This is a genomic window from Pseudarthrobacter linnaei (genome assembly GCF_055412825.1).
In genome coordinates this window covers 1-22225 of sequence record NZ_JBVAYX010000003.1, presented here as the reverse complement: position 1 = coordinate 22225, position 22225 = coordinate 1, and the positions used below count along the sequence as shown (strand labels likewise).

20 protein-coding genes are annotated in these 22225 nt (G+C 67.2%); 15 read left to right on the top strand and 5 right to left on the bottom strand.

Annotated features, from left to right (window positions below; translation table 11 throughout):
• Positions 1-41: 41 nt before the first annotated feature.
• The 9 genes from ACZYZ3_RS03865 (at position 42) to ACZYZ3_RS03825 (ending at position 12443) form a co-directional block, all read left to right on the top strand.
• Positions 42-1490 carry a DUF3375 family protein gene (locus tag ACZYZ3_RS03865; RefSeq protein ID WP_463962522.1) on the top strand — a complete coding sequence of 483 codons (1449 nt, stop codon included), beginning with the start codon at positions 42-44 and terminating at the stop codon, positions 1488-1490.
• Positions 1491-1492: 2 nt separating this feature from the next.
• The gene (locus ACZYZ3_RS03860) at positions 1493-2356 is read left to right on the top strand and encodes a DUF4194 domain-containing protein (protein ID WP_463962521.1); all 864 of its coding nucleotides are present in this window, start codon (positions 1493-1495) and stop codon (positions 2354-2356) included.
• The gene (locus ACZYZ3_RS03855) at positions 2353-5829 is read left to right on the top strand and encodes an ATP-binding protein (protein ID WP_463962520.1); all 3477 of its coding nucleotides are present in this window, start codon (positions 2353-2355) and stop codon (positions 5827-5829) included. The genes ACZYZ3_RS03860 and ACZYZ3_RS03855 overlap by 4 nt, the downstream gene beginning before the upstream one ends.
• Positions 5830-6024: 195 nt before the next feature.
• Positions 6025-7125, top strand: coding sequence for an iron-siderophore ABC transporter substrate-binding protein (locus tag ACZYZ3_RS03850; RefSeq protein ID WP_463962519.1), 1101 nt, complete (start codon positions 6025-6027; stop codon positions 7123-7125).
• 10 nt (positions 7126-7135) lie between these two features.
• Positions 7136-8209 (top strand): FecCD family ABC transporter permease, encoded by a 1074-nt coding sequence (locus ACZYZ3_RS03845; RefSeq protein WP_463962518.1) that lies wholly within the window; start codon positions 7136-7138, stop codon positions 8207-8209.
• A complete protein-coding gene (locus ACZYZ3_RS03840) occupies positions 8206-9354 on the top strand; it encodes a FecCD family ABC transporter permease (RefSeq protein ID WP_463962517.1) in 1149 nt (382 codons plus the stop codon). Before ACZYZ3_RS03845 ends, ACZYZ3_RS03840 begins: the two co-directional genes overlap by 4 nt.
• Before the next feature lies 1 nt (position 9355).
• A complete protein-coding gene (locus ACZYZ3_RS03835) occupies positions 9356-10192 on the top strand; it encodes an ABC transporter ATP-binding protein (RefSeq protein ID WP_463962516.1) in 837 nt (278 codons plus the stop codon).
• Positions 10189-11268 carry a siderophore-interacting protein gene (locus tag ACZYZ3_RS03830; protein ID WP_463962515.1) on the top strand — a complete coding sequence of 360 codons (1080 nt, stop codon included), beginning with the start codon at positions 10189-10191 and terminating at the stop codon, positions 11266-11268. The genes ACZYZ3_RS03835 and ACZYZ3_RS03830 overlap by 4 nt, the downstream gene beginning before the upstream one ends.
• Before the next feature lie 338 nt (positions 11269-11606).
• On the top strand, positions 11607-12443 hold the full coding sequence (locus ACZYZ3_RS03825) for an SGNH/GDSL hydrolase family protein (RefSeq protein WP_463962514.1): 837 nt from the start codon (positions 11607-11609) through the stop codon (positions 12441-12443).
• A 45-nt stretch (positions 12444-12488) separates the two neighbouring features.
• Here ACZYZ3_RS03825 and ACZYZ3_RS03820 read toward each other — a convergent pair whose 3' ends face one another.
• Positions 12489-12776, bottom strand: coding sequence for a YciI family protein (locus ACZYZ3_RS03820; RefSeq protein WP_307456606.1), 288 nt, complete (start codon positions 12774-12776; stop codon positions 12489-12491).
• A gap of 103 nt (positions 12777-12879) precedes the next feature.
• Between ACZYZ3_RS03820 and ACZYZ3_RS03815 the strand changes: the two genes are divergently transcribed.
• The 6 genes from ACZYZ3_RS03815 (at position 12880) to rpsN (ending at position 17374) form a co-directional block, all read left to right on the top strand.
• Complete coding sequence (locus tag ACZYZ3_RS03815) at positions 12880-13368, top strand: MarR family winged helix-turn-helix transcriptional regulator (RefSeq protein ID WP_463962513.1); 489 nt, start codon at positions 12880-12882, stop codon at positions 13366-13368.
• A gap of 49 nt (positions 13369-13417) precedes the next feature.
• Positions 13418-15235, top strand: coding sequence for a glutaminase A (glsA, locus tag ACZYZ3_RS03810; RefSeq protein WP_463962512.1), 1818 nt, complete (start codon positions 13418-13420; stop codon positions 15233-15235).
• A 70-nt stretch (positions 15236-15305) separates the two neighbouring features.
• On the top strand, positions 15306-16067 hold the full coding sequence (locus ACZYZ3_RS03805) for an SGNH/GDSL hydrolase family protein (RefSeq protein WP_463962511.1): 762 nt from the start codon (positions 15306-15308) through the stop codon (positions 16065-16067).
• Positions 16068-16660: 593 nt separating this feature from the next.
• The gene (gene rpmB, locus ACZYZ3_RS03800; RefSeq protein WP_056342125.1) at positions 16661-16897 is read left to right on the top strand and encodes a 50S ribosomal protein L28; all 237 of its coding nucleotides are present in this window, start codon (positions 16661-16663) and stop codon (positions 16895-16897) included.
• Positions 16897-17064, top strand: coding sequence for a 50S ribosomal protein L33 (rpmG, locus tag ACZYZ3_RS03795; RefSeq protein ID WP_011693743.1), 168 nt, complete (start codon positions 16897-16899; stop codon positions 17062-17064). Before rpmB ends, rpmG begins: the two co-directional genes overlap by 1 nt.
• Before the next feature lie 4 nt (positions 17065-17068).
• Positions 17069-17374 carry a 30S ribosomal protein S14 gene (gene rpsN, locus ACZYZ3_RS03790; RefSeq protein ID WP_011693742.1) on the top strand — a complete coding sequence of 102 codons (306 nt, stop codon included), beginning with the start codon at positions 17069-17071 and terminating at the stop codon, positions 17372-17374.
• A gap of 226 nt (positions 17375-17600) precedes the next feature.
• Here rpsN and ACZYZ3_RS03785 read toward each other — a convergent pair whose 3' ends face one another.
• The 4 genes from ACZYZ3_RS03785 to ACZYZ3_RS03770 form a co-directional block, all read right to left on the bottom strand.
• Positions 17601-17786, bottom strand: a complete 186-nt coding sequence (locus ACZYZ3_RS03785) for a hypothetical protein (protein WP_463962510.1) — start codon at positions 17784-17786, stop codon at positions 17601-17603.
• 120 nt (positions 17787-17906) lie between these two features.
• On the bottom strand, positions 17907-18743 hold the full coding sequence (locus tag ACZYZ3_RS03780) for an IS3 family transposase (RefSeq protein ID WP_463962759.1): 837 nt from the start codon (positions 18741-18743) through the stop codon (positions 17907-17909).
• A 14-nt stretch (positions 18744-18757) separates the two neighbouring features.
• Complete coding sequence (locus ACZYZ3_RS03775) at positions 18758-19246, bottom strand: helix-turn-helix domain-containing protein (RefSeq protein WP_463962509.1); 489 nt, start codon at positions 19244-19246, stop codon at positions 18758-18760.
• Positions 19247-19511: 265 nt separating this feature from the next.
• A complete protein-coding gene (locus ACZYZ3_RS03770) occupies positions 19512-21869 on the bottom strand; it encodes an HAD-IC family P-type ATPase (RefSeq protein ID WP_463962508.1) in 2358 nt (785 codons plus the stop codon).
• Between the last annotated feature and the right edge of the window lie 356 nt (positions 21870-22225).

Genomic DNA, 22225 nt, shown 5'->3' with positions numbered 1-22225 from the left:
GCTGCCCGATCCAGATCCCACGGCAGCCGTAAGGAGAGTGCGTGTCCCGCTCCGCCCTGTCCTCCGCCGACGCCATCAGCGCCCGGCTGAGGGACCTCGAACTCCTCACCAAGGGTCCCGCCTGGGCGCTGACCCGCTCGGCGCCGTGGGTAATCGCTGTGCTGCAGGCGTCCTTTACGCGCACCCGGCCGCAGCTTCCGCTGGAACAGTTCCACGCCGACGTTGATGCCTTCCTTGAACAGCTCCGCCGTCAGGACCCTGGGCTGGGCGGCGGAGCCAACGGGAAGACGTTCGGCGATGAGTGGACCCGCAAGAATTTCCTGACCCGGCGGAACCAGTCCGGGCAGATCGTGTACGAGGTCACCGAACCGGCCGCCCGTGTCATCGCGTTCCTGGACAGCCTCTCCAGCGAACGCTCCACGCTCAACGGCTCGCGGCTCGGCACGCTGCTGGGCGACGTCGAGAAGCTCGCCAATGAGACGAACCCGGACCAGAGTGGCCGGCTGGAGTCCCTTGAGGACGAGATCGGCGAACGGCGCCAGCTGATCGAGGACATCAGCTCGGGGAACTTCGACGGGCTGCTCGACGACGAAGAGGCCGTGGAGGCCGCCGGGAACATCCTGGACCTCGCAGGGAGCCTGCCCGCGGACTACAAGAAGATGCGTGACCGGATCGAGGAACTGGTGGGCGAACTCCGCAACCAGATCATCGAGGAGTCCCTCAGCAAGGGCGCCACGATGGCCCAGGTGCTGGAGGCGGACAAACGGCTCCGGCAGAGCCCCGAGGGCCGGACGTTCCGTTCCTTCACGGCGTTCCTGGAGGATCCGCAACAGCAGCTGCGGTTCCGTTCCGCGATCGGCGAGGTGCTCAGCAGGCAGTTTGCCGATGACCTCAGCCATGAGGAGCGCGAGACGCTGAAGAACCTTGTCGCGGAACTGCGGACCCAGCACAGCCAGATCCAGCGGATTTACGGCAAGCTCAGCGAAAGCCTGAACACCTACGTGCAGAGCGACGACTTCCGCCAGTCGGTCCGGCTCCGGAAGGTTCTCCGGGAGGCCGAGCAGGCCATCCGGTCCCTGCCGTACGAGCGCGAACGCCCCGGGCTGGTCCGCGGCCCGGTACTGTTCAACGCCGGCTTCGAGTCCCTGTCCATGGTCAAGCTGTTCGACCCGGACGAGTTCGCGGCCCCGCCCAAGCTGGCCGACCCGATCGCCTTCAGCGACTCGGACCGGGTGCGCTCGCCGCGGACCGGCAAAGCCAGCCCCGCGGCGATCCGCGCCGCGTACGCCGGCGCTGCCACTCTGGCCGAGGCCTGGGAGCAGCTCCCGCCGGGAGAACGCCACATCAATTCGATCCGCGCCCTGCTCTCCCACGCCCTGCACGAAGGTGCCGGCTTTGACCGCGAGGCGTGGGACACCCTCGACTTCGAACAGATCGACGGCTCCACGCGCACCGCGTACCTGCCGGTCATCACGCTCAAGAAGGACTGAAGATGACTGAACTTCCTCACACAGCATTGGAAGACACGGCCGGGGCAGCCGACAGTGCCGCAGCGGAGCCCGCCCGGCACGTCCACGCCGACCCTTTCACAGTCACCCCCCGCGACACATTCGTCGACGGCGCTGCGCTCTTCCCGGGGGACACCGGCGTGCTCCCGATGAAAGTCCGGCAGGCCCTCGTGAAGCTCCTCAAGGGCCCGTACATCGACGGTGGCCGGGACGAAAAGCTCTGGACCACGCTGCTGGACAACCAGCTGATCCTGCGCAGCCGCCTGTCCGAACTCTTCCTGACCCTGCAGCTGGACCACGAACGCAAGGTGGCCGTCCTGCGCCCGGTGGACCCAGAGGCCATTGGCGGCAGCACCCGCTCCAGCATCCTGCGCCAGCAGCGGGCCCTGAGCCGCGTGGAGACCATCGTGCTGCTGCGCCTGCGCCTGCTCCTGGACCGTCACGTCACAGCACAAACCGACCCCACGATCACGCGCGAGGAAATTGCCGAGCTCGTGGCCCACTACCAGCCTGCCGGCCAGCAGGACGCCCTCCGCGATTCCGACGTCGTCAACCGTGCCATCACCAAACTCCTGGCCCGCCAGCTCCTGCTCGCCACCGGCCTCGACGAGGTCTACACCATCTCCAACGCCCTCCCACTGGCCCTTCCGTTCGAAAACATCGGTGACATCCCCGCCCAAATCGTCGCCCTGGTAGCCGCCTCCGCTGACCAGTCAGGCACCGAACCGCTGCTGGAGTTCGACGGTGACAAGCCTGCTGAGGACGACGACGACGCCCCAGGCGACCAGGGGGCGGCATCGCCGTCGGCGTCGAACGCAGCTACCGACACGGACGGGGCAGCCGAATGAGCATCGCGACCATGCTCCCGATGGGCGAGCTCACCAACCCCGGCCAGATGCGCCTCGCCTTAGTCCAGGTGGTCAACTGGGGCACCTTCCATGGCGCCCACACGATGCACGTGGACCGCAACGGCACCCTGCTGACGGGCAATTCCGGCGTCGGCAAGTCCACACTGTTCGACGCGATGCTCCGGGTCTTCGACGCCAGGCCGCGCTCCAACGAGGCCGCGGCCCAGCGCGCGGGCGGCGCGGTCGAGGACAAGCGGACCACGTTCACGTACATGCGCGGCAAGGTGGGGGACAAAGCCGTCGGCGAAGGCTCGGCGAGTGCGTTCCAGCGCCCCGGTGCCACCTGGTCCGCCGTCGCGCTGACCTTCGACAACGCCGCCGGCACCCGGGTGACCGTATCGGCCCTGTTCGACCTGCCCAAGAACGGCACGGAGTCCAGCGTCGGCCGGTACTACCTGATCGACAACAAGCCGCTGGACCTCACGGCCATTGAGGGCATCGCCGAGAAGCGCTTCACCAAGTCGGCGCTGGACGTGATCTTTCCCGACGCCCAGATCTACGACGTGCACAAGGCCTTCGCGGAACGTTTCCGGCGCCTGCTCGGGATCAATTCTGACCAGGCCCTGCCCCTGCTGCGTGTCATCCAGGCTGGCAAGGGCCTTGGCGGCAGCGTCAACACCTTCTTCCGCGACCAGGTCCTGGACGCGCCCGCCACGCTGACCGCGGCCGATGACGTCGTCGAGGAATTCAGCAACCTGATGTCCATCCGGCAGCGCCTCGAGGACGTCCGGCAGCAGCGAGACCAGCTGGCCCCGGTCCCGGGGCTGAACAAGGAGTATGCCCAGTCGCTGCTGGATGCGAACCGCCTGCGGGAGCTCGCCGGGGAGGAATTCGAGGCCTACAGGCAGCAGCTGGCCGTCACCGTCCACGAGAAGACGCTCGCCCGGTTCAAGGATCTGGCGCAGGCCAAGGCCAAGGAACTCGGCGCTGAGCGCGGCACCCGGGACGGCCTGGCCAAGGAGCTGCGGCAGCTTGAGGCGGACTACAACAACCAGGGCGGCAACGCGATCTCAGCGATCGAGCAGGCGCTGGAGAACGCCCGGGTGGGGCTCAAGCTCCGCCAGCAGGTGGAGGAATCGGCCCGGAAGGCCTTCTCGGACGCCGGTCTGGAACTTCAGTGGTCCGCGGCCGGCTGGGAACAGGCGCACGAGCATGCCGCTGCCCGCTCGGCAGAGCTGAAAGACGACTCGGAGGCCCTCAGGGAACTGCGCTTCGAGGCCTTCGACGGCCACGCGACCAGGAAGCGCGAGCTCGCCGCGGCCCAGCAGGAACTGGGGTCGCTCAGGACGCGCAAGTCCCTGCTGCCGCCGTCGAGCATTGAAAACCGCGGCGCCATCGCGGCGGCCACGGGCGTGCCCGAGGAGCAGATGCCGTTCGGCGGCGAGCTGATTGACCTTGCCGAGGGCCAGGAACGGTGGCGGCCGGCCGCCGAGCGTGCGCTGCGCAGCCTCGCCACCACGCTGCTGGTCCCCGGCGAGCACTTCGGCGCCGTGACCCGCTACCTCAACGACCATTCGGTCCGCGGTGCGCTGCGCGCGGTGGACGTCTCGAAGCCGCTCGCCGGCGGAGCGCTGGCCGTGCAGGACGCGGCCGACGGCGATCTGCTCACCAAGCTGGACATCCTCGCGATGGGACCGTCCGCGGACGCGGGCGAGTGGATCCGGGAGCGGATCGCCCTCGACTTCGCCTACCCGTGCGTTGAGGACCCGGACGAGCTGGCCCGGCTGGACAAGGGCCTGAGCCTGGGCGGTGTGGTCAAGCGAAACCGCCATACTGTGGAAAAGGACGACCGCTTCACCGGCCGGCAGGACTATGTCCTCGGCTTCGACAACGCCGCCAAACTGGAGCTCGTGGCCGCGCAGGTCGAGGACCTGCAGCAGGAACTCGCCAAGGCCGCCGAACTGGCACAGAGCCGGGAAGAGTCGCACCAGGGGATGAGCCGTCAGCTCGAGGCCCTGCGCCGCGTTGCCGACGACCACCGGCCCTGGGAACAGGTTTCGGCCGCCGTGGCCGCGGACGAACTGGCCCGGATCGAGCAGCGCCTCAAGGCCGCCCTCGCCGCGCAGGCGGATCTGGAACCGCTGCGGGCCAACATCGAGGCGGCCCGGCACAGGCACCAGTCCAGCACCGAGGCCGCCGCCGTGCTGCAAAGCGAATACAAGGCAGTCGACTCGCAGCTGTCCGCCGCCGATGCGCTGCTGGACGCCGCGCGGGCCCGCCTGGCGCAGGCGCCGCCGGCAGACGCCACCGCCACGGCACTGGAACCGTACTTCGCAGGTTTCGGCGACGTCCTGGAAATGCACGAGCTGGACAATCTCGCCAACCAGGTCCGCACCAGGCTCCTCGCCGAGCTGCATACGGCCGAATCCCGCGGGCAGGCGACCGCGGAGCGGCTCACGCGCATCTTCGAGGGCTTCGTCCGCGAGTGGGGAACCGCGATTTCCGCGGACCACGGCACCTCGATCGGCGCCGCGGGGGAGTTCGAAGCCCGCTACCACGCCATCGTCAGCGACGGCCTGCCCGCGCAGGAAGCCGAATTCCGGCAGTTCTTCAACCAGCGCACGCACGAGTCCTTCAGCACCCTGCTGCACCTGCTGGACGAGGAGCGCCGCTCGATCAGCAGCCGCATCCTGCCGCTCAACGGGATCCTCTCCGAGGTGAACTTCCATGAGGGCAGCTTCCTGGAACTCGACATCAAGCAGACCCTGCCCGCCACCGCGAAGCAGTTCAAGGATGCGATCCAGAACGCGCTGAAGGTCCGGCACACCCGGCCCGGAAGGGCGGCCGCGCCGGCGTCCGGTGCTTCCGACGCGGAAGCGGACGACGACGCCGAGCTCGGCAACCGCTACAAGTCGCTCGAAACGCTCGTGAAGCGGCTCGGCTCGCAGACCCCCGAGGACCGGCGCTGGCGTGCCGAAGTGCTGGACGTCCGCGGACACCTTTTCATCCAGTGCAAGGAGCACCGCGAGGTTGCGGGCTCGCGGGCGGCGAAGGGCGGGCAGAAGACGACCGAGGTCTTTATGCACGCGGACACTGGCTCGATGTCAGGCGGCGAGCGGCAGCGCTTCACCGCGTTCATCATGGCCGCGGCGCTGAGCTACCAGCTGGGCATCGCCGAGCAGGGCTTCACCACCTACGGCACCGTGATGATGGACGAGGCCTTCGTGCTGGCTTCGGAGGAGTTCGCCGGCGCCGGCATCAAGGCGCTGCATGAGTTCGGCTTCCAGCTGCTCCTGGCCGCACCCGAGAACGTGATCGACCTGTCCCGGCACCTGGGTTCCGTCACCGAGATCCTGCGGGACAAGCGCACCAACCGCTCCGGCGTGCTCACGGCCCCCGTCATCGGCCCGCGGCCCGGCACCGAGGGGACCTGGCGCTCCGAGGCGAACCCGGTGGACATCGTCCTCCGCTGACCTGCTCCGCCCAAGGCAACGCGGGGTCACTTACGGCCCATAATCCCCGCCGGGATGGGCCGTAACTGACCCCGCGTTGCCGTCTAAGCTGGGCGCGGGCGGCGGTTCCGTCTATTAGGTTACGAAATGTTTGCGTAATTCCTGTAAGGATAGGCTAGCCTTACTCAGGTTCGCATCATTGACCTAAGGAATCCCATGCCTCTCCCGACCCCGGGCCGCACCGCGCCCAGACGCCGCTTCCTCCGCGCCACCGGCCAGGCAACCGCTGCCCTCGCCGCCGTCGCACTCTTCCTGACTGCCTGCTCCACCGGCCCGGCCGGCTCGACGACGGCGGTCGCCCCCAGCCACTCGGCCAGCTCCACCTTCCCAGTGACCATCAAGCACGTGTTTGGCGAGACCACCATTAAGGAACAGCCGACGCGGGTCGCCACCGTGTCCTGGGTCAACGACGATGTGGCGCTTGCCCTTGGTGTGGTTCCCGTGGGTGTCCCGAAGAACGAATGGGGCGGCAACGACAAGGCCTCCACCCCGTGGAAGGATGCCGCACTCGAGAAGCTGGGCGCCAGCTTCGGTTCGGACAAGGCCCCGGCCCAGTTCTCTGAAGTTGACGGCGTCAACTTCACCGAGATCGCCAAGCTCAACCCGGACGTCATCCTCGGTGCCTACTCCGGCCTCACGGAGGAGGACTACAAAAAGCTCAGCGAAATAGCCCCCGTGGTGGCCCACCCCGAGATCGCCTACGGAACCTCCTGGCAGGATTCCACCGCTATCATCGGCAAGGCCCTCGGCAAGCACGCCGAAGCCACCAGGCTGGTCACCGACACTGAGGCCACCATCAAGGAAAAGGTCTCCAAGTACCCGCAGATCGCCGGCAAGAGCTTCATCTACGGCAACCTGGAGCCCGCCTCGGCTGACGGAGTCAGCGTCTATACCGCCAACGACAACCGCCCCCGCTTCCTCAGCGAGATCGGCATGAAGCTGGCCCCCGTGGTGGAAGAAAACTCCCAGGACTCCAAGGAATTCTTCATCCCGTGGTCCGCCGAGAAGGCCAACGAACTCGAATCCGACATCTTCGTCACCTGGGTTCCGGACGCAGCCACCACCGACTCCATCAAGGCAGACCCGCTGCTCGGCCAGATCCCGGCCGTCAAGAAGGGCACCCTGATTGCCGACTCGGACAACACCCTGACGCTGTCCATCTCGGCATCGTCGCCGCTGAGCCTGCCGTGGTCACTGGACACGTTCCTGCCGCAGCTCGCCCGCGCGGCGGACAAAGTCACTGCCGCGGTGAAGTAGCCACACCCCCATGAGCCCACTCACGACGACGGCGGTCTCCGCAGCCGCCCGGCCCGCCCCGGAGACGCCCGCGGGTGTTGCCCTCCCCGCCCGGGGACCGCGCGCGCTCTGGCTGCTGGCGGCCGTCGTCGTGCTGGCGCTCGTGACCCTGGCGTCGTTCGCCATCGGCGCCCGGGGCCTGTCCCTGGGCACTGTCTGGCAGGCACTGACCCAGTTCGACCCGGCCAACGGCGACCACGCCGTCGTCCACGCCCGCGTCCCGCGCACCGTCCTGGGACTGCTCGCCGGGGCCGCCCTCGGGCTCGCGGGCGCCGCGATGCAGGGCGTTGCCCGCAATCCCCTCGCCGACCCGGGCATTATCGGCATCAACGCCGGGGCCGCGCTGGCCGTTGTCACCGCAATCTACGTCTTCGGCGTGTCCTCGCTGGCCGGGTACATCTGGTTCGGGTTCGTCGGCGCCGCGGCCGCCGCCGTCGTGGTCTACCTGATCGCCTCACTCGGCCGGGACGGCGCGACGCCGGTGAAGCTCGCCCTCGCCGGCGCGGCCCTGAGCGCAGGTCTCTTTTCGCTCATGAACGTCGTCCTGGTGTCCAGCCGGGACACCCTGGACCGCTTCAGGTTCTGGCAGGTCGGCGGAATCGCCGGCCGCGACTGGTCCGTGATCCTCCCGGGCCTGCCGTTCCTGCTGCTGGGAGCCGTGATTGTGCTCGCCACCGGCCGGATCCTCAACAACCTCGCCCTCGGCGACGACATCGCCCGCGGCCTGGGCCAACGCGTCGGGCTGGCCCGCGGCAGCACCGCCCTCGGGATCGTCCTGCTCTGCGGATCGGCCACGGCGCTGGCCGGCCCGATCGGCTTCGTGGGCCTGATCATTCCGCACGCCGTCCGCTTCCTCACCGGCCCCGACTACCGCTGGATCCTGCCCTTTTCGCTGGTCCTGGCCCCGGCCCTGCTGTTGACCGCCGACGTGATTGGCCGCGTGATCCTGCTTCCGGGTGAGGTCCCCGCCGGGATCATGACCGCCCTGGTCGGTGCCCCGGTGTTCGTCTGGCTGGTCCGGCGAAGCAAGGGCGCAGGGCTATGACAACTGCCCCGCAGACCCAGCCCGCCCCCGACGTGACACCCCCAGCCAGCGAATCCGCCGAGGTGACACTTGGCGCCCATGTCCCGCCCAAACATCGGCGATTTCTCGCGCCTCGCAGGATTGTGCTCAACCGCACGGGCATCCTGGCGCTTGCGGTCGTGGCGCTCTTCGCGGCAAGCGTGCTCCTGGGCAGCTACACCGTCACCATCCCGGACTTCTTCAGGATCCTGGCCGCCCACCTCACCGGCGGGGAGAAGATCCCGGGCGCGAGCTTCATCGTGATGGAGCACAAGCTGCCGCGCGCCGTCGTGGGGACGCTGATCGGGGCCGCATTCGGTCTGTCCGGCGCGCTGTTCCAGACCATGCTCCGCAACCCCCTGGCCAGCCCGGACGTGATCGGCATCAGCTACGGTGCCAGCGCCGCGGCGGTGACAGCGATCGTCGTCTTCGGCGCGTCCGGCGCCGTGGTGTCGGGCGCCGCCTTCACCGGTGCCCTGGCCGTGGCCACCCTGATCTACGGCATCTCCCGCAGCGGATCCCTCGGCTCCGGGGGACAGCGGGGCGACGCCGCCGGCAGTCGGCTGATCCTGGCCGGAGTGGGCATCGCCGCCGCCCTCCACGCCGTGGTCAGCTTCCTGATGACCCGGGCGGACATCCGCACCGCCGCCGAGGTCCTGATCTGGCTCAACGGCTCGCTCAACTCCGCAAACTGGGACCGGGCCGGCGTCCTCGGCATCGCGCTGCTCGTGCTGGTTCCCGCCGTCGCGGTCCTCGCCGGGCCCCTGCGCATCCTCGAACTCGGCGACGACACAGCCGCGGGCCTCGGCGTCCGGGTCGGTGCGGCCCGGCTCGGCATCGTGGTCACCGCGGTCGGGCTTGCCGCGGCGGCGACGGCGGCCGCCGGGCCCGTGGCGTTCGTCGCGTTCCTCGCCGGGCCCATCGCCCGCCGGTTCGTCCGCAGGGCGAGCCTGCCGGCGTCGGCCCTGACCGGTGTGCTGATCGTGCTGAGCGCCGACTACATGGCCGCCAATATCGCGCCGCTGCTGCTGGCCGGCACGGTCCTGCCGGTCGGGGTGGTCACCGGGGCCCTCGGCGCCCCGTTCCTGCTCTGGCTGCTCGTCACTTCCAACCGAAAGGACGCCTGAGATGGCAACTCTCCAGACCTCCGGCCTGCGGCTCAAATACGATCAGCGGACCGTGATCGAGGGGCTCTCTGCGGAGATCCCGGAGGGCAAGGTGACCATGATCGTCGGCGCCAACGCCTGCGGAAAGTCCACCCTGCTCCGGGGCCTCGCCCGGCTGCTCAAGCCTGCGGCCGGCACGGTCACCCTCGACAGGCGGGACATCCACCGCCGTTCCGCCCGCGAGGTGGCCCGCACCCTGGGCCTGCTGCCGCAGCATCCCACGGCGCCGGACGGCATCACCGTCCGGGACCTGGTGGGCCGCGGCCGCTACCCGCACCAGGGTTTCTTCCGGTCCGGCCCGGCGGGCGGCTCCCAGGACGACGAGCGTGCCGTGCAGCAGGCGATGGTCGCCACCGAAACACTGGACCTTGCCGGGCGCAACGTGGACGAACTCTCCGGCGGGCAGCGGCAGCGGGTGTGGATCGCGATGGCTCTGGCGCAGGAAACCGAAGTGCTGTTGCTGGATGAGCCCACCACCTACCTGGACCTCACCCATCAGGTCGAGGTCCTGGACCTCATCACGGACCTGAACCGGCAGCGCGGCACCACCGTGGCGATTGTGCTGCACGACCTCAACCTCGCCGCCCGGTACGCCGACCACATCATCGCGATGAAAAACGGACAGATCGTCGCCGAAGGCGCCGCCCGGGCGGTGGTCACCGAGGAACTCGTCCGCGAGGTGTTCGGCCTGGAGTCCCGGGTGCTCCCGGACCCGGTGTCCGGCGCACCCCTGATCATCCCGGTGGGCCGCCACCATGCCGCTGTTCCGCAAACCACAACCCTGGAGCTGGTCCCATGACTGCCACGAACCCCGCCCCGGCCCGCACCCGGGAGGCCGTCAAGACGCCACCCGCCACCGAGCCCATGACCCGGGCCTTCGAAGTCCAGGTCACGGCGGTCCAGGTACTCGGACCGAACTTCCGGCGGATCACCCTGGGCGGCTATTCGTTGCGGGACTTCGGCGTCCATGGCGGAACCCTGGACCTGCGCATCAAACTCGTGATCCCCTCGTTGGCGGCCGACGGCACCGCGCTGCCGTTGCCGGACTTCCGGACGGAGCAGTCCGGCTGCTACCGCGAGTGGCTGGCCATGGATCCGGAGGCCCGCGGGTCCATGCGTACCTACACTGTGCGGCAGGAACGCCTCGATGCCGTCTACCCGGAACTCGACGTCGACTTCGTGATGCACTTCGACGGCGCCGGCCACGGCGGGCCGGCCGCCAGCTGGGCCCGCACCGCCAAACCGGGGGACACCCTGACCCTGATCGGGCCCAACAACCGGGCCGCGCACTGCGTCACCGCCGAAACCTATTCGGGGATCGAATGGCGTCCGGGGATGGCCCAGCGGGTCCTGCTGGCCGGAGATGAGACGGCGGTCCCTGCCATCAGCGCCATCCTCGAGAGCCTGCCGGCGTACGTCAGCGGGCATGCCATCCTGGAGGTTCCGGAGGCCGGCGACTTCCAGGGCATCACGACAGCCGCCGATGTCGAGATTTTTTGGATCGCGCGCGGTGCGGCGACCGGGCGGTCACGTCCGCACGGCGAACTGCTGCAGGAAGCGGTGCGGGCCGCCGTGACCCTTCCCGGCTGGGTTGGGCTCCGCCCATCCGTTGAGCCTGCGGCGGGCCCCGAGCCCGAGGACGTCAACGTGGACCACGACATCCTCTGGGAGACCCCTGCCCGGATGGATGCCGCAGCGATCAGCGCCAGCCGGAATCCGGACAAGCCCGCGGGGGCCATGCCGTTCTACGCCTGGATTGCCGGTGAGGCGGGGGTCGTCAAGGAGATGCGGCGGTACCTGGTGCGGGATGTCGGGATCGACCGGAAGCAGGTGGCGTTTATGGGGTACTGGCGGCAGGGGAAGGCCGAACTGTAGGCGACGCTCCTGGAGCTGTTGCTCCAATTGTTCCGACGCTCCCGCAGGTTCGACGGTTCTCTCGCCGACGCTCCTGCCGCTCCTGCCGTTTCTGCCGGACTTGCGGCCGCAGCCGCTGCTTTGCCGTCGCTTAGACACCTCCCGCCGCCTCCTTCGGCCGCGGGCGGCCTCTTTCGGCTCTGGTCGGCGATTCGCTCCTTCGCAAAGCACCGGCGGGGGCCTTGTGGTCGGCTCAACTTTGGCGCCCACGTCAGTCGCCATAGGTTGCTTCGGGTGGCTCACCTGTTGTGCCCCCCTTGTTCACCCCGACGTCGTCCGGCGGGGTTAGCGTGGGCGGTATGGCCGAGAAGCTTCTGTCCCCGGGCGCTGACGGGCGGCGGGTTTATGTTGCACTGGGGGATTCCTTCACCGAGGGGGTGGGGGACTACAACTCCCGGCTGCCCAACGGCGTGCGCGGCTGGGCGGACCGGGTGGCAGAGCAGCTGGCCAGGGCGGACCCGGGGTGGGCGTACGCCAACCTCGCCATCCGCAGTAAAAGGCTGCGGCAGATCATCGCGGAACAGCTGGAACCCGCGCTGGCCATGGAACCTACCCTCGTCACCCTGTACGCGGGCGGGAACGACATCCTGGATCTCGGGACCGACATCCGCACCCTGATGAAGGACTACGAATACCTCGTCGCCAGGCTTGCCGCCAGCGGTGCCACGGTGGTGCTGTTCACCGGATTCGACGTCAGGGTCTCGGCACTGCTGGAACCACTGAAGAGGCGGAACGCTCTCTACAACCAGCGGGTCCGCGAGGTGGCGTCGAGGTACGAGGCGGTGCTGGTGGATTACTGGTGCTTCGACGCATTCTACGATCCGCGGATGTGGGATTCGGACCGTCTGCACATGTCCAAGGCCGGTCACAAGTATCTCGCCGGCCAGGTCCTGGACCAGCTCGGGGTTGCGCATAAGGTCAAGCCCAAGGAATGGGCGCCCGCGGCGAAACTTGGCCTCCGCGACCGGGGGCGCGGGCAACGGCGCTGGGTCAGTGACTGGGTGCTGCCGCTCTTCGCGCGCAAGCTCCGGGGTGTCACGCTCGGGGACGAGCTCAGCCCGCGCTGGCCGGATCCGGTCAGGGTTCCACCGAAGGCGGGATTGAAGAAACTGGCCGCCAAGGTCCCGGCGGACTGAGCTGCAATCCTCCGCAGGGGTTTCCCGGCGCCGGGCCAGCAGGCGTCAGCTGTCCAGCAGGTTCTCGTAGCCCGGGGCCACCCGGCTCGCGTGGAACTCCTCGACGTCGAACTCGGCCACGCCGTTGATATAGAACGGGTCCCTGGCGAGGGAGGCATCCAGGGCGTCGCGGTCCGCGTTGGAGAGCAATAGGGCTCCCGTGCGCGGGATCTTCCGCCCCGCGACCATAAAAATGCCCTGGTCGAAGGCATCCTGCAGCCACGTCACGTGCGCCGGGAGATGGAAGTCAACGATCTCTTCGGGGACCTTGTAGGTCAGGGAGACTACATACATAGGGTCAGCCTAGCGCCTGTCCGCGGCGCCGGGGCGGGATTCTCCCCGTCACGGAATCCGGCGAAGTTGAACCGTCAATCTTCAATGCTCCTAGACTGTACCCATGACTGAACCGCGCTGGCTGAACGCCGACGAACGCCGGGCCTGGCTGGCCCAGGTGAGCATCAACACCCTGCTTCCGGCAGCGCTGGACACGCAGCTGCACCATGCGCGCAAGCTCTCTCTTTTCGACTACAACGTCCTCGCGATGCTCTCCGAGGCCGACGGTCGCTTCCTGCCCATGAGCGAACTGGCCGCGCGCACCAGCGCATCCCTGTCCCGGCTGTCCCATGTGGTCACCAAACTGCAGAACCGGGGCTGGGTGGAGCGTCGTCCGCACCCCGGCGACGCCCGGGTCACGACGGCGCACCTCACCGACGCGGGGATGGCGACTATCGAGGAGCTCGCCCCAGGGCACGTCGAGGCGGTCCGGTCGCTGTTCCTGGACGCCCTGAGCGAGGAGGACGTCGCTGACCTCGCCCGGATCGGCGAGAAGATCGTGGGCCGCCTGGACAAGGACCACTGGATCCTGCGGGAGAGCAGGCAGGCGTAAGGTCCGCCGCGAGGCCTTCCGCGACCCGGCGTCGCCTAGTGTTGGCACTATGCAATCGCCGATCGACAGCTACCTGCGCCAGATCCACGCCGAGATCGCCGAGCTCAAGGACGGCAAGCCCTACAGCACCATTCCGGCGATGGCCAACGTGGACCCGGACAACTTCGGCATCGCCCTGGCGACCGTGGACGGCACGGTGTACGAGATCGGTGACACCCGCGAGGAATTCACCATCCAGTCCATCTCGAAGCCCTTCACCTACGGGCTGGCCCTGGAGGACCTCGGCGCCGAGGCCGTGGACGCCAAAGTGGACGTGGAACCGTCGGGGGACTCGTTCAACGAGATCTCCCTGGCCGAAGGGACCGGCCGGCCGGCCAACGCGATGATCAACGCCGGGGCCCTCACCGCCACCTCGCTGATCAGGGGATCCGGCGGGCAGTCCGGGTTCAAGCGGATCCTCAGTACCTACTCCGCCTTCGCCGGCCGTCAGCTCTCGGTCAGCGAGAAGGTCTTCGAATCCGAGCTCAAGCACGGCCACCGCAACACGGCGCTCGCGTACCTGCTGCGGTCCTTCAACATCATCGAGGACGATCCGACGCCGGTCCTGGAGGACTATTTCCGCCAGTGCTCGGTCCTGGTGAACTGCTTCGACCTTTCGATCATGGCCGCCACCCTTGCCAACGGCGGCCGGAATCCGCTCAGCGGCAAACAGGTGCTGGAGATCGGGCCGGTGGAACGCGTGCTGTCCGTCATGATGACCTCCGGCATGTACGACGATGCCGGGGCCTGGATCAGCAGCGTAGGGATGCCGGGCAAGAGCGGGGTGGCCGGCGGAATCATCGCCGTGCTGCCCGGCCAGGTGGGCCTGGCCGTCTATTCGCCGCCGCTGGATGAGCACGGCAGCAGCGTCCGCGGCCTGGCAACGGCACAGCGCCTCTCACTGGACATGGAACTCCACTTCGTCCGCGCGGCCCGGACCGGCCGGTCCGCCATCCTCGCCGCGTACGACGTGACCGAGACGCCCTCGGGCATCCGCCGGAACGACGAGGCCGCCGACGTCCTGCGTGCCCACGGCCACCGGGCACGGGTGATCGAAGTCAACGGCGACCTCCTCTTCGCGGGAACCGAGTCCATGGTGCGGGAGCTCAGCAGCCTGGCGGACGACGTCGAGCTGGTAGTCCTGGACGTGCGCCGCACCGACCAGGTCAGCGAGGTTGCCGTGCGCATGCTGGCCAAGGCCAGGCAGGGGATGGCCGACGCCGGCCGGGAACTGGTGCTGATTGAGGCGGACGGTGCCGTCTCGGAGGCCTTGGGGCTGTCAGCGCAGCGCCAGGTGCCGTCCTTCGCATCCCGGAGCGCCGCCGTCGAATACTGTGAGAACCGCCTGCTGGAGCGCCACGGGGACCACCTGCTGCTCCCGGACCACGTGCCGGTCACCGCGTCGCCCGCGCTGGCGCCGCTGGAGGAGGCAGACGCCGCGGCGCTGGAAGCGCTGATGACACCCAGGTCCTACGACGACGGCGACGTCATCCGGCGCGTCGGGCTGCGGTTCGGCGGGGTCTACTTCATCACCTCCGGACGGGTCAGCAGCACGTCCCCGGGGCCCACCGCTGACCGGGTGAAGCTGAATACACTCAGCGCCGGCATGACCTTTGGCGAACTTGCGCTGGGCAGCGGGAACCGGCAGGAAACCACCGTCCGGGCGGTGGGCCCCGTGGAGGTCATGGTGCTCAGCGCGGAGGCAATCTCCGAGCTGGAAGCGGCCGACCCGCGCCTGGCCATCGCCCTGTGGAAGGCCCTGACCCGCGACGCCTACACCCGGGTGGAGCAGTACCTGCGCGAAACGGCGGTCCGGATCCGCGAATAGCGGCTCTGCAGGGCCCGCTCTTTTGCGCTCCGCTTTGTTTGCTTGGGGCAACTGCTGGCAGACTGGATCCATGGATTTCACGTCCCGCTATGTAGCCCTTGGCGACTCCTTCACGGAAGGCGTCGGCGACGACGACCCCGCCCGTCCCAACGGCGTCCGGGGCTGGGCGGACCGGGTGGCCGAGCAGCTCGCCGCCGCCGACCCCGGCTTCGGGTACGCCAACCTCGCCATCCGCGGCCGGAAGCTGCGCCAGATCATGGCCGAACAGGTCGATGCCGCCGTCGCCCTCAAACCGACCCTCGTAAGCATCTACGCCGGGGCCAACGACATCCTCCGGCCCAAGGTGGACATCGACGACCTGCTGGTGGACTACGACGCCGGCGTCCGCAAACTCACGGCCACCGGCGCGACCGTGGTGATGTTCACCGGTTTCGACTCCCGCGGCTCGAAGATCTTCAGCACCACGCGCGGCCGGACCGCGATCTACAACGAACTGGTCCGCGGCATCGCCGGGGACCACGGCGCCCTCCTGGTGGACTACTGGCGCTTCAGCGAGTACTACGACTGGGGGATGTGGGCGAGCGACCGGATGCACATGTCCGCCGCTGGCCACGCGAACATGGCCAAACGCGTCCTCACCGTCCTGGAGCATGACCACTCCATCGATGTCCCGCCCATGACCCCGGTTCCGGACCTCAGCCGGGCAGAGGCCATCCGCGCCAACGCCCGCTGGGTCCGCGAATTTGCCGGACCGTGGGTGGTCCGCCGCGTCACGGGGAAGTCGTCCGGCGACGGACTGACGCCGCGCTACCCCCAGCTCACGCACCTCTAGGCACGGAACCCCGGCGTCGCGAGCAGTTCCCCGCTGCCGAGGACGGCGGGCACCTCGACGTCCCGCGAGATGTGGTTGCCGCGCCCGGTCATGTCTGACGGCGCCGTCGACCACCGGAAGACGTCGCCCGCAGCCCATCAATAGGCTGTGAAACCGCTGGGGTGCCGATGTGACTTCGGCCCGCACTGGGCTTCACCCCTTATACACCTCCGGATGCCGGATTGGCCTTTAATTCGTCAAGCTCGTAGACTTGGTAGGCGCTAGGTGGCGCGGAGCGTGTGCAATTGCTCCGGTTGACGGGACATGTCTGCAGTATTGGCAGTCCTGATGGCCGGTAGTTAGGGGCTCAAGTTGCGTGCACTCCTGTATTCGCCCAGCATCCCGGTACTTCGCGGTGGCTATCCGAACGGATTCCGCCGCCCGGTAACCGTGGCCCGGAATCTTCGCCGCAGAGTGGAACGCAGTTGGTTTACGCCACTGCCTGAATCCTGCGGAACTACCGAAATCCTGTGGGCGCTGGATGCGGACGCCGCCTGTCGCACGGTTACGCGGGAACTCCGCCGATCGTTTCGTTTATTTTGAGGAGAGTCGTCATGGCAGCACACTGCCAGGTGACCGGAGCCGAGCCGGGCTTTGGACACAGCATTTCGCACTCGCACCGCCGCAACAAGCGCCGGTTCGACCCGAACATCCAGAAGAAGCGCTACTGGGTTCCGTCCCTGCGCCGTAATGTCACTCTGCAGCTGTCTGCAAAGGGCATCAAGACCATCGACGTGCGTGGCATCGACGTAGTCGTAGCCGCCATCCTGGCACGAGGAGTGAAGCTCTAATGGCTAAGGACAAGGACGTACGTCCGATCATCAAGCTCAAGTCGACCGCGGGCACGGGTTACACCTACGTGACGCGCAAGAACCGTCGTAACGACCCGGACCGCATGGTTCTGAAGAAGTACGACCCCCGCATCCGCAAGCACGTCGAATTCCGAGAGGAGCGCTAAACACATGGCAAAGAAGTCAATGATCGCTAAGAACGAACAGCGTAAAGTCATCGTCGAGCGTTATGCTGCAAAGCGCCTCGAACTGAAGAAGGCTCTGGTTGACCCCGCGTCGACCGACGAGGCACGCGAAGCTGCACGTCTCGGCTTGCAGAAGCTGCCCCGCAACGCCTCACCGGTGCGTCTGCGTAACCGCGACATCATCGATGGCCGCCCGCGCGGTACCTTCCAGAAGTTCGGCATCTCCCGTGTTCGCTTCCGCGACATGGCTCACCGCGGTGAGCTCCCGGGCATCACGAAGTCTTCCTGGTAATTCAGCACCCCTGTTGCCAGTGGCTTGAAGAAGGGCCGGCGCCTCTTTGAACCGGTCCCCGAAAGTTGGACTCGTAAATGCGATGTCTCCACTTTAGCGGCCGGCGATCGGCTCTTCACGGAAGGCTCCGTCCCACTTGGGACGGAGCCTTCTTTGCGTCGGAGCATGCCTGGCGGTCAACAGCCGCTGTCGTCGGGCATGCGACTGACATTGCCGGGGTTGCGTCTCAGAAAATGAGCGCCATGACGATGAACACGGCCGCGATCCCCAAGATGCCGAGGACCTGACGAAGCTGGTGCACGCGTTTCTCGGGCGAACCTTTCATGGATCGTCTGAGTAGCACGATGACGACGATCATGAGTGGGAAGACGGGCAATAACCACAACCAAGACATTGATTCCACCGGCGTCATGCCCTGATCCTAACGGCGGCAGCAAAAGGCCGCCGTGCGGACGTGACGACTGATTATCGTGTGGGCTATTTGGATCCTCGTGAGGCGGTTACTTGAAAAGCTGTGCGGGTGATTATGGACCTAAGCCGCGAGTGTCTGAGCACGGTACTGTACCGGGCTCAGACCGTTGAGCTTGGTGGAGACTCTTTCGGTGTTGTACCAGCGGATGTATTCGTGCAGCGCTGCTGCCAGGGCGTCGGTGCTGAGGAATCGGACACGGTGGAAGAGCTCTTCCTTGAGGTGTCCGAAGAAGTTCTCTATGACGGCGTTGTCGTAGCAGTTGGCTTTGCGGGACATCGATTGGACCGCGCCGGCGTTCTCCAAGATTGTGCGCCAGGACTTGTGCTGATATTGGAATCCCTGGTCGGAGTGCACGAGGGGTGTCTGCCCGTTCTCCAGCGTGGCCAAGGCGTTGCGCAGCGAGTCGTTGGTCAGCGCCAGATTGGGCGAGGTCCCAACGGCGTAGGAGATGATCTGCCGGTCAAAAAGATCCATGATCGGTGAGAGGTAGAGCTTCCGGTCGCCCACGCTGAACTCGGTCACATCGGTGACCCACTTCTGATTTGGGGCATCCGCTTCGAACTGGCGCTTCAGCAGGTTCGGTGCCACAACGCCCTGCTCGCCCTGGTAAGAGTTATACCGCTTCCTGCTTCGGACCTTGCAGACCAGCTGCAGGGAACGCATCAGCTTCAGCACTGTCTTCTTGGCGACCGTCCACCCTTGCTTGAGCAGTTCGATATGGATCCGGCGGTGTCCGTACCGGCCGTGGTTTTTCTTGAAAATCTCTGTGACAGCTGCCTTTAGGGAGGCCCGTGGATCGGGGCCTTGGAGGCGGGACTGGTGGTAGAAGAACGTGGACCGGGGTAACCCGGCCACATCCAGGAGAACCTCTAACCGGTGCTCGGCCTTGAGAGCGATGACAGCGCGGACCTTTAGCGCTGTTCCCCGTCCCTCAAGGCCTTTACTTTTCCCAGGAAGGCCACTTCTGCACGCAGGCGTTCATTTTCGCGGCGTAGCCGCTGCAGCTCCGGTTCAGGCTGGGCGGGAGCTTCTGGTTTTGTTCTGGGCCGGCCTTTCGGTTTCGGGCGTAGGCCTTCTTCGCCTTGAGCGCGGTACTGCGCCGCCCACACGGCTATCAGGTGTGGCGAGGACAGCTCGAGCTCCTTCGCCAGCTCAACCCTGGTCTCGCCGGAAATATATCGCTGCACAGCGTTGAGCTTGAACTCAAACGAATAAAGCCGCTTCACTGGTTTGGTCACAAGAGCAGTATCTCCACGAACGCGCCATCTGTCGTACAACCGGAGGACTGCCTTCCGACCCACCCCAAGCTTGGTTGCTACAGCCCTGGAGCCCCAACCGATCTCAAACAGCGCCACCGCGGCCTCGCGCTGCTCCTCAGACAATGAACTGCCCTTCAACATGAAACTGCTCCCCGTAAGTCAGAACTGAATTTTCAGTCCAACTTTCGGGGAGCAGTTCACTTGGCGCCGGCCCTTCCTGCATTTAAGGCTCGACGCCGGCCTGCAGCTTCCGGGGGAGGGGAACCGGTGGCGGCTGCGGGGCGAGGCGGGCTTNCGGGAGGGTGTGGGAGAGTAGGTCACCGCCGGAACATCATTAAACGGTCGAGAGCCCCAACCACACGGTTGGGGCTCTCCCGCATTTAACGGGACCTCCCACAGCCACCGGTCAGCCGGGGAACTTCCGGCCGTGGATCCAGGCCAGCAGCTCGACAGCAAGCCCGCCGCCCAGTGCGGCCGCTCCGGCGGCCCGCAACAACTCCGCCGGCGGCCGGGCGAGGTGGAAGAAGTCCTGGGCGAGCGGCAGGTTGACCAGGATCAGGAGTGTGGCGCACATCGCGAGCACCACGGCCAGCTTCTTCGCATCGAGCGGGCGGGACACCACCGCGAGGATCCATAGCCCCAGCACCGACAGGGTCAGCACTGATGCGGACTGCAGGGTCTCCGGCGCATCCCCGGCAGCTCCGCTCGACTGCGCATAGATGTTCAACCCCAGCAGTGAAGCAGCGACGATGAGCCCGGCCGGGACAGCGAAGGACAGTGACCGGCGCAGGAACCCGGGCCGATAGCGGCGGGTATTGGCCATGAGGGCCAGGAAGAAAGAGGGGATACCGATTGTCAGCCCGTCTGTGAAGGACAATTGGCGGGGCAGGAACGGAAACTGCAGGTTGAGGAGCCCGAAGCTGACGGCGATCGCGATCGAATAGGCCGTCTTGCTGAGGAATAGCTTGGACACCCGCTCGATGTTGGCGATCACCCGGCGGCCTTCGGCCACCACCCCGGGCAGCCGGTCGAAACGGCCATCCAGCAGCACCAGCCGGGCCACTGCCTTCGTGGCAGGCGCGGCAGAGTTCATGGCTATTCCCAGGTCGGCCTGTTTCAGGGCCAGCACGTCATTGACGCCGTCTCCGGTCATGGCGACCGTGTGCCCGCGCCGCTGAAGTGCTGCCACCATGTCCTTCTTCTGGTGCGGACTCACCCGGCCGAACACCGTGTTGTTGTCCATCACCTTTTCAAGCAGCCGGGGATCGGCCGGAAGCTGCCGGGCATCGTACCCCTGCCCGACGGCCAGGCCCACGGTCCGGGCAATCGCCGCGACCGTCCGGGGGTCGTCCCCCGAAATGACTTTTAGCTCAACGCCCTCGTCGCGGAAGTAGTCCAGGGTCTCTCGGGCATCGGGGCGGATCTGTTCCCGAAACGTGAGCACAACAACGGGTTCCACAACTGCCGGGAGGGTGGCGTCGTCGGCCGTGATGGTTATGTCGGCGGCGTAGCCCAGCACGACGGTCCGCAAGCCGGATGCCGCGAGCCGGCCGGCCCTGCCCAGGGCGGCGTCTGCTGCCGTCGCCGCGTCTGGACTGCCGTCCCGGTCCGTCAGCACCACTTCCGGGGCGCCGAGGATCCATGTGCCTGAGCCCGGGGTTCCGCCGTCGAACGTCACGGAACTCCACTTCCGGGCGGACGAGAACGGAACCGATGAGACCGCCGGGTTGCCGCCGTCGTGCACGAAAGCCGCTTCAAGGCTGCGCGAGGTCGCGTTTGCCTCTGGGTCGACAGCGAACCAGCCTAAGGCGTGCTCCCAGCCGGGTTCCGTGGGCTGGGCCAGTTCGTGCACACCGTCGAAGATGATGCGGCCTTCGGTGAGCGTTCCGGTCTTGTCGAGGCAGAGGACATCGACGCGGGCCAGGCCCTCGACCGCTGCCAGCTCCTGGATGAGAACCTTGTTCGCGGCCAGCCGGACCCCGCCGACAGCAAAAGCCACACTTGAGAGCAGGACCAGGCCCAGCGGAATCATGGCGATGACGCCCGCAATCACCCCCACCAGCGCGGCTGTCCACTCACCGCTGGCGATGGCCTGCTGCCAGCCGCCCCTGGACTGCATTTCGCCGTTGGCAACGATGAGGGCGACCGGCAACAGCGCCCAGGTGAGCCAGCGGAGAATCCGGTCGAGGCTGTTGCGGATCTCAGAGTTGACCAGCGAGAACCGCTTCGCGTCCGCAGCGATCCTGCTGGAGAAGGAGTCAGCTCCCACCCGGATCACCCGTGCCGTACCCCGGCCCGCAACAACGATCGAGCCCGAGAGGACTTCGGTTCCCGCGTCCTTATCCACCGGGTCCGATTCCCCGGTCAGGAGGGATTCATCGGCCTCCAGCCCGCGGCTCTCGAGGACAGAGGCATCGGCCGTGACCTGGTCGCCGGCCCGCAGGACCAGGACATCGTCAAGCACGACGTCGGCGGTCGGGATCTCCTGCACGGTCCCCTCACGCAGGACCCGGGCCCGCGGGGCCTCAAGCACCGCGAGGCGGTCCAGGGACCGCTTGGCGCGGTACTCCTGTACAACGCCTATGGCGGCGTTGCCTACAGCTGCCAGCCCGAAGAGGGCGTCCTGCCAGCTGCCCAGCAGAAGCAGGACGACAAAACTCGTGCCTACGATCGCGTTGAACAGGGTCAGCACATTGGCGCGCACGATCTCCCAGAGGCTGCGGCTGGTTGCGTCCGGTACACGGTTGGCAAGGCCATGCCTCATCCGGGAGGAGACCTGGCCCCCGGACAGACCGGCGGCGGCCGGTCCGGACACACGCCGATGGAGGAAGTCTGGCCTGTGGCGCCGGCGTTCTGCCATCACCTCCTGATCGTAGACGCGAGAGAGCCCCGGACGCAGGTGACCCACTCCACAGGCGGTGTTTTCTGGGTTCGGGGGGTGCGGGGTGGTCTTGGGGGCCGGGTTTCCGTGTGGTGGCGGGGGTTTTGGGGGTGTGGGGGCGGTGTGGGGGTGGATTTGTGTGTTGTCCGGGTGGCGTGTAAAGTAATTCGAGTCGCCGCCGCTGATGCGGAGAGATTGCGACCGACCCCCTGACAAACATCCTGAGAATGGTTCGCGGT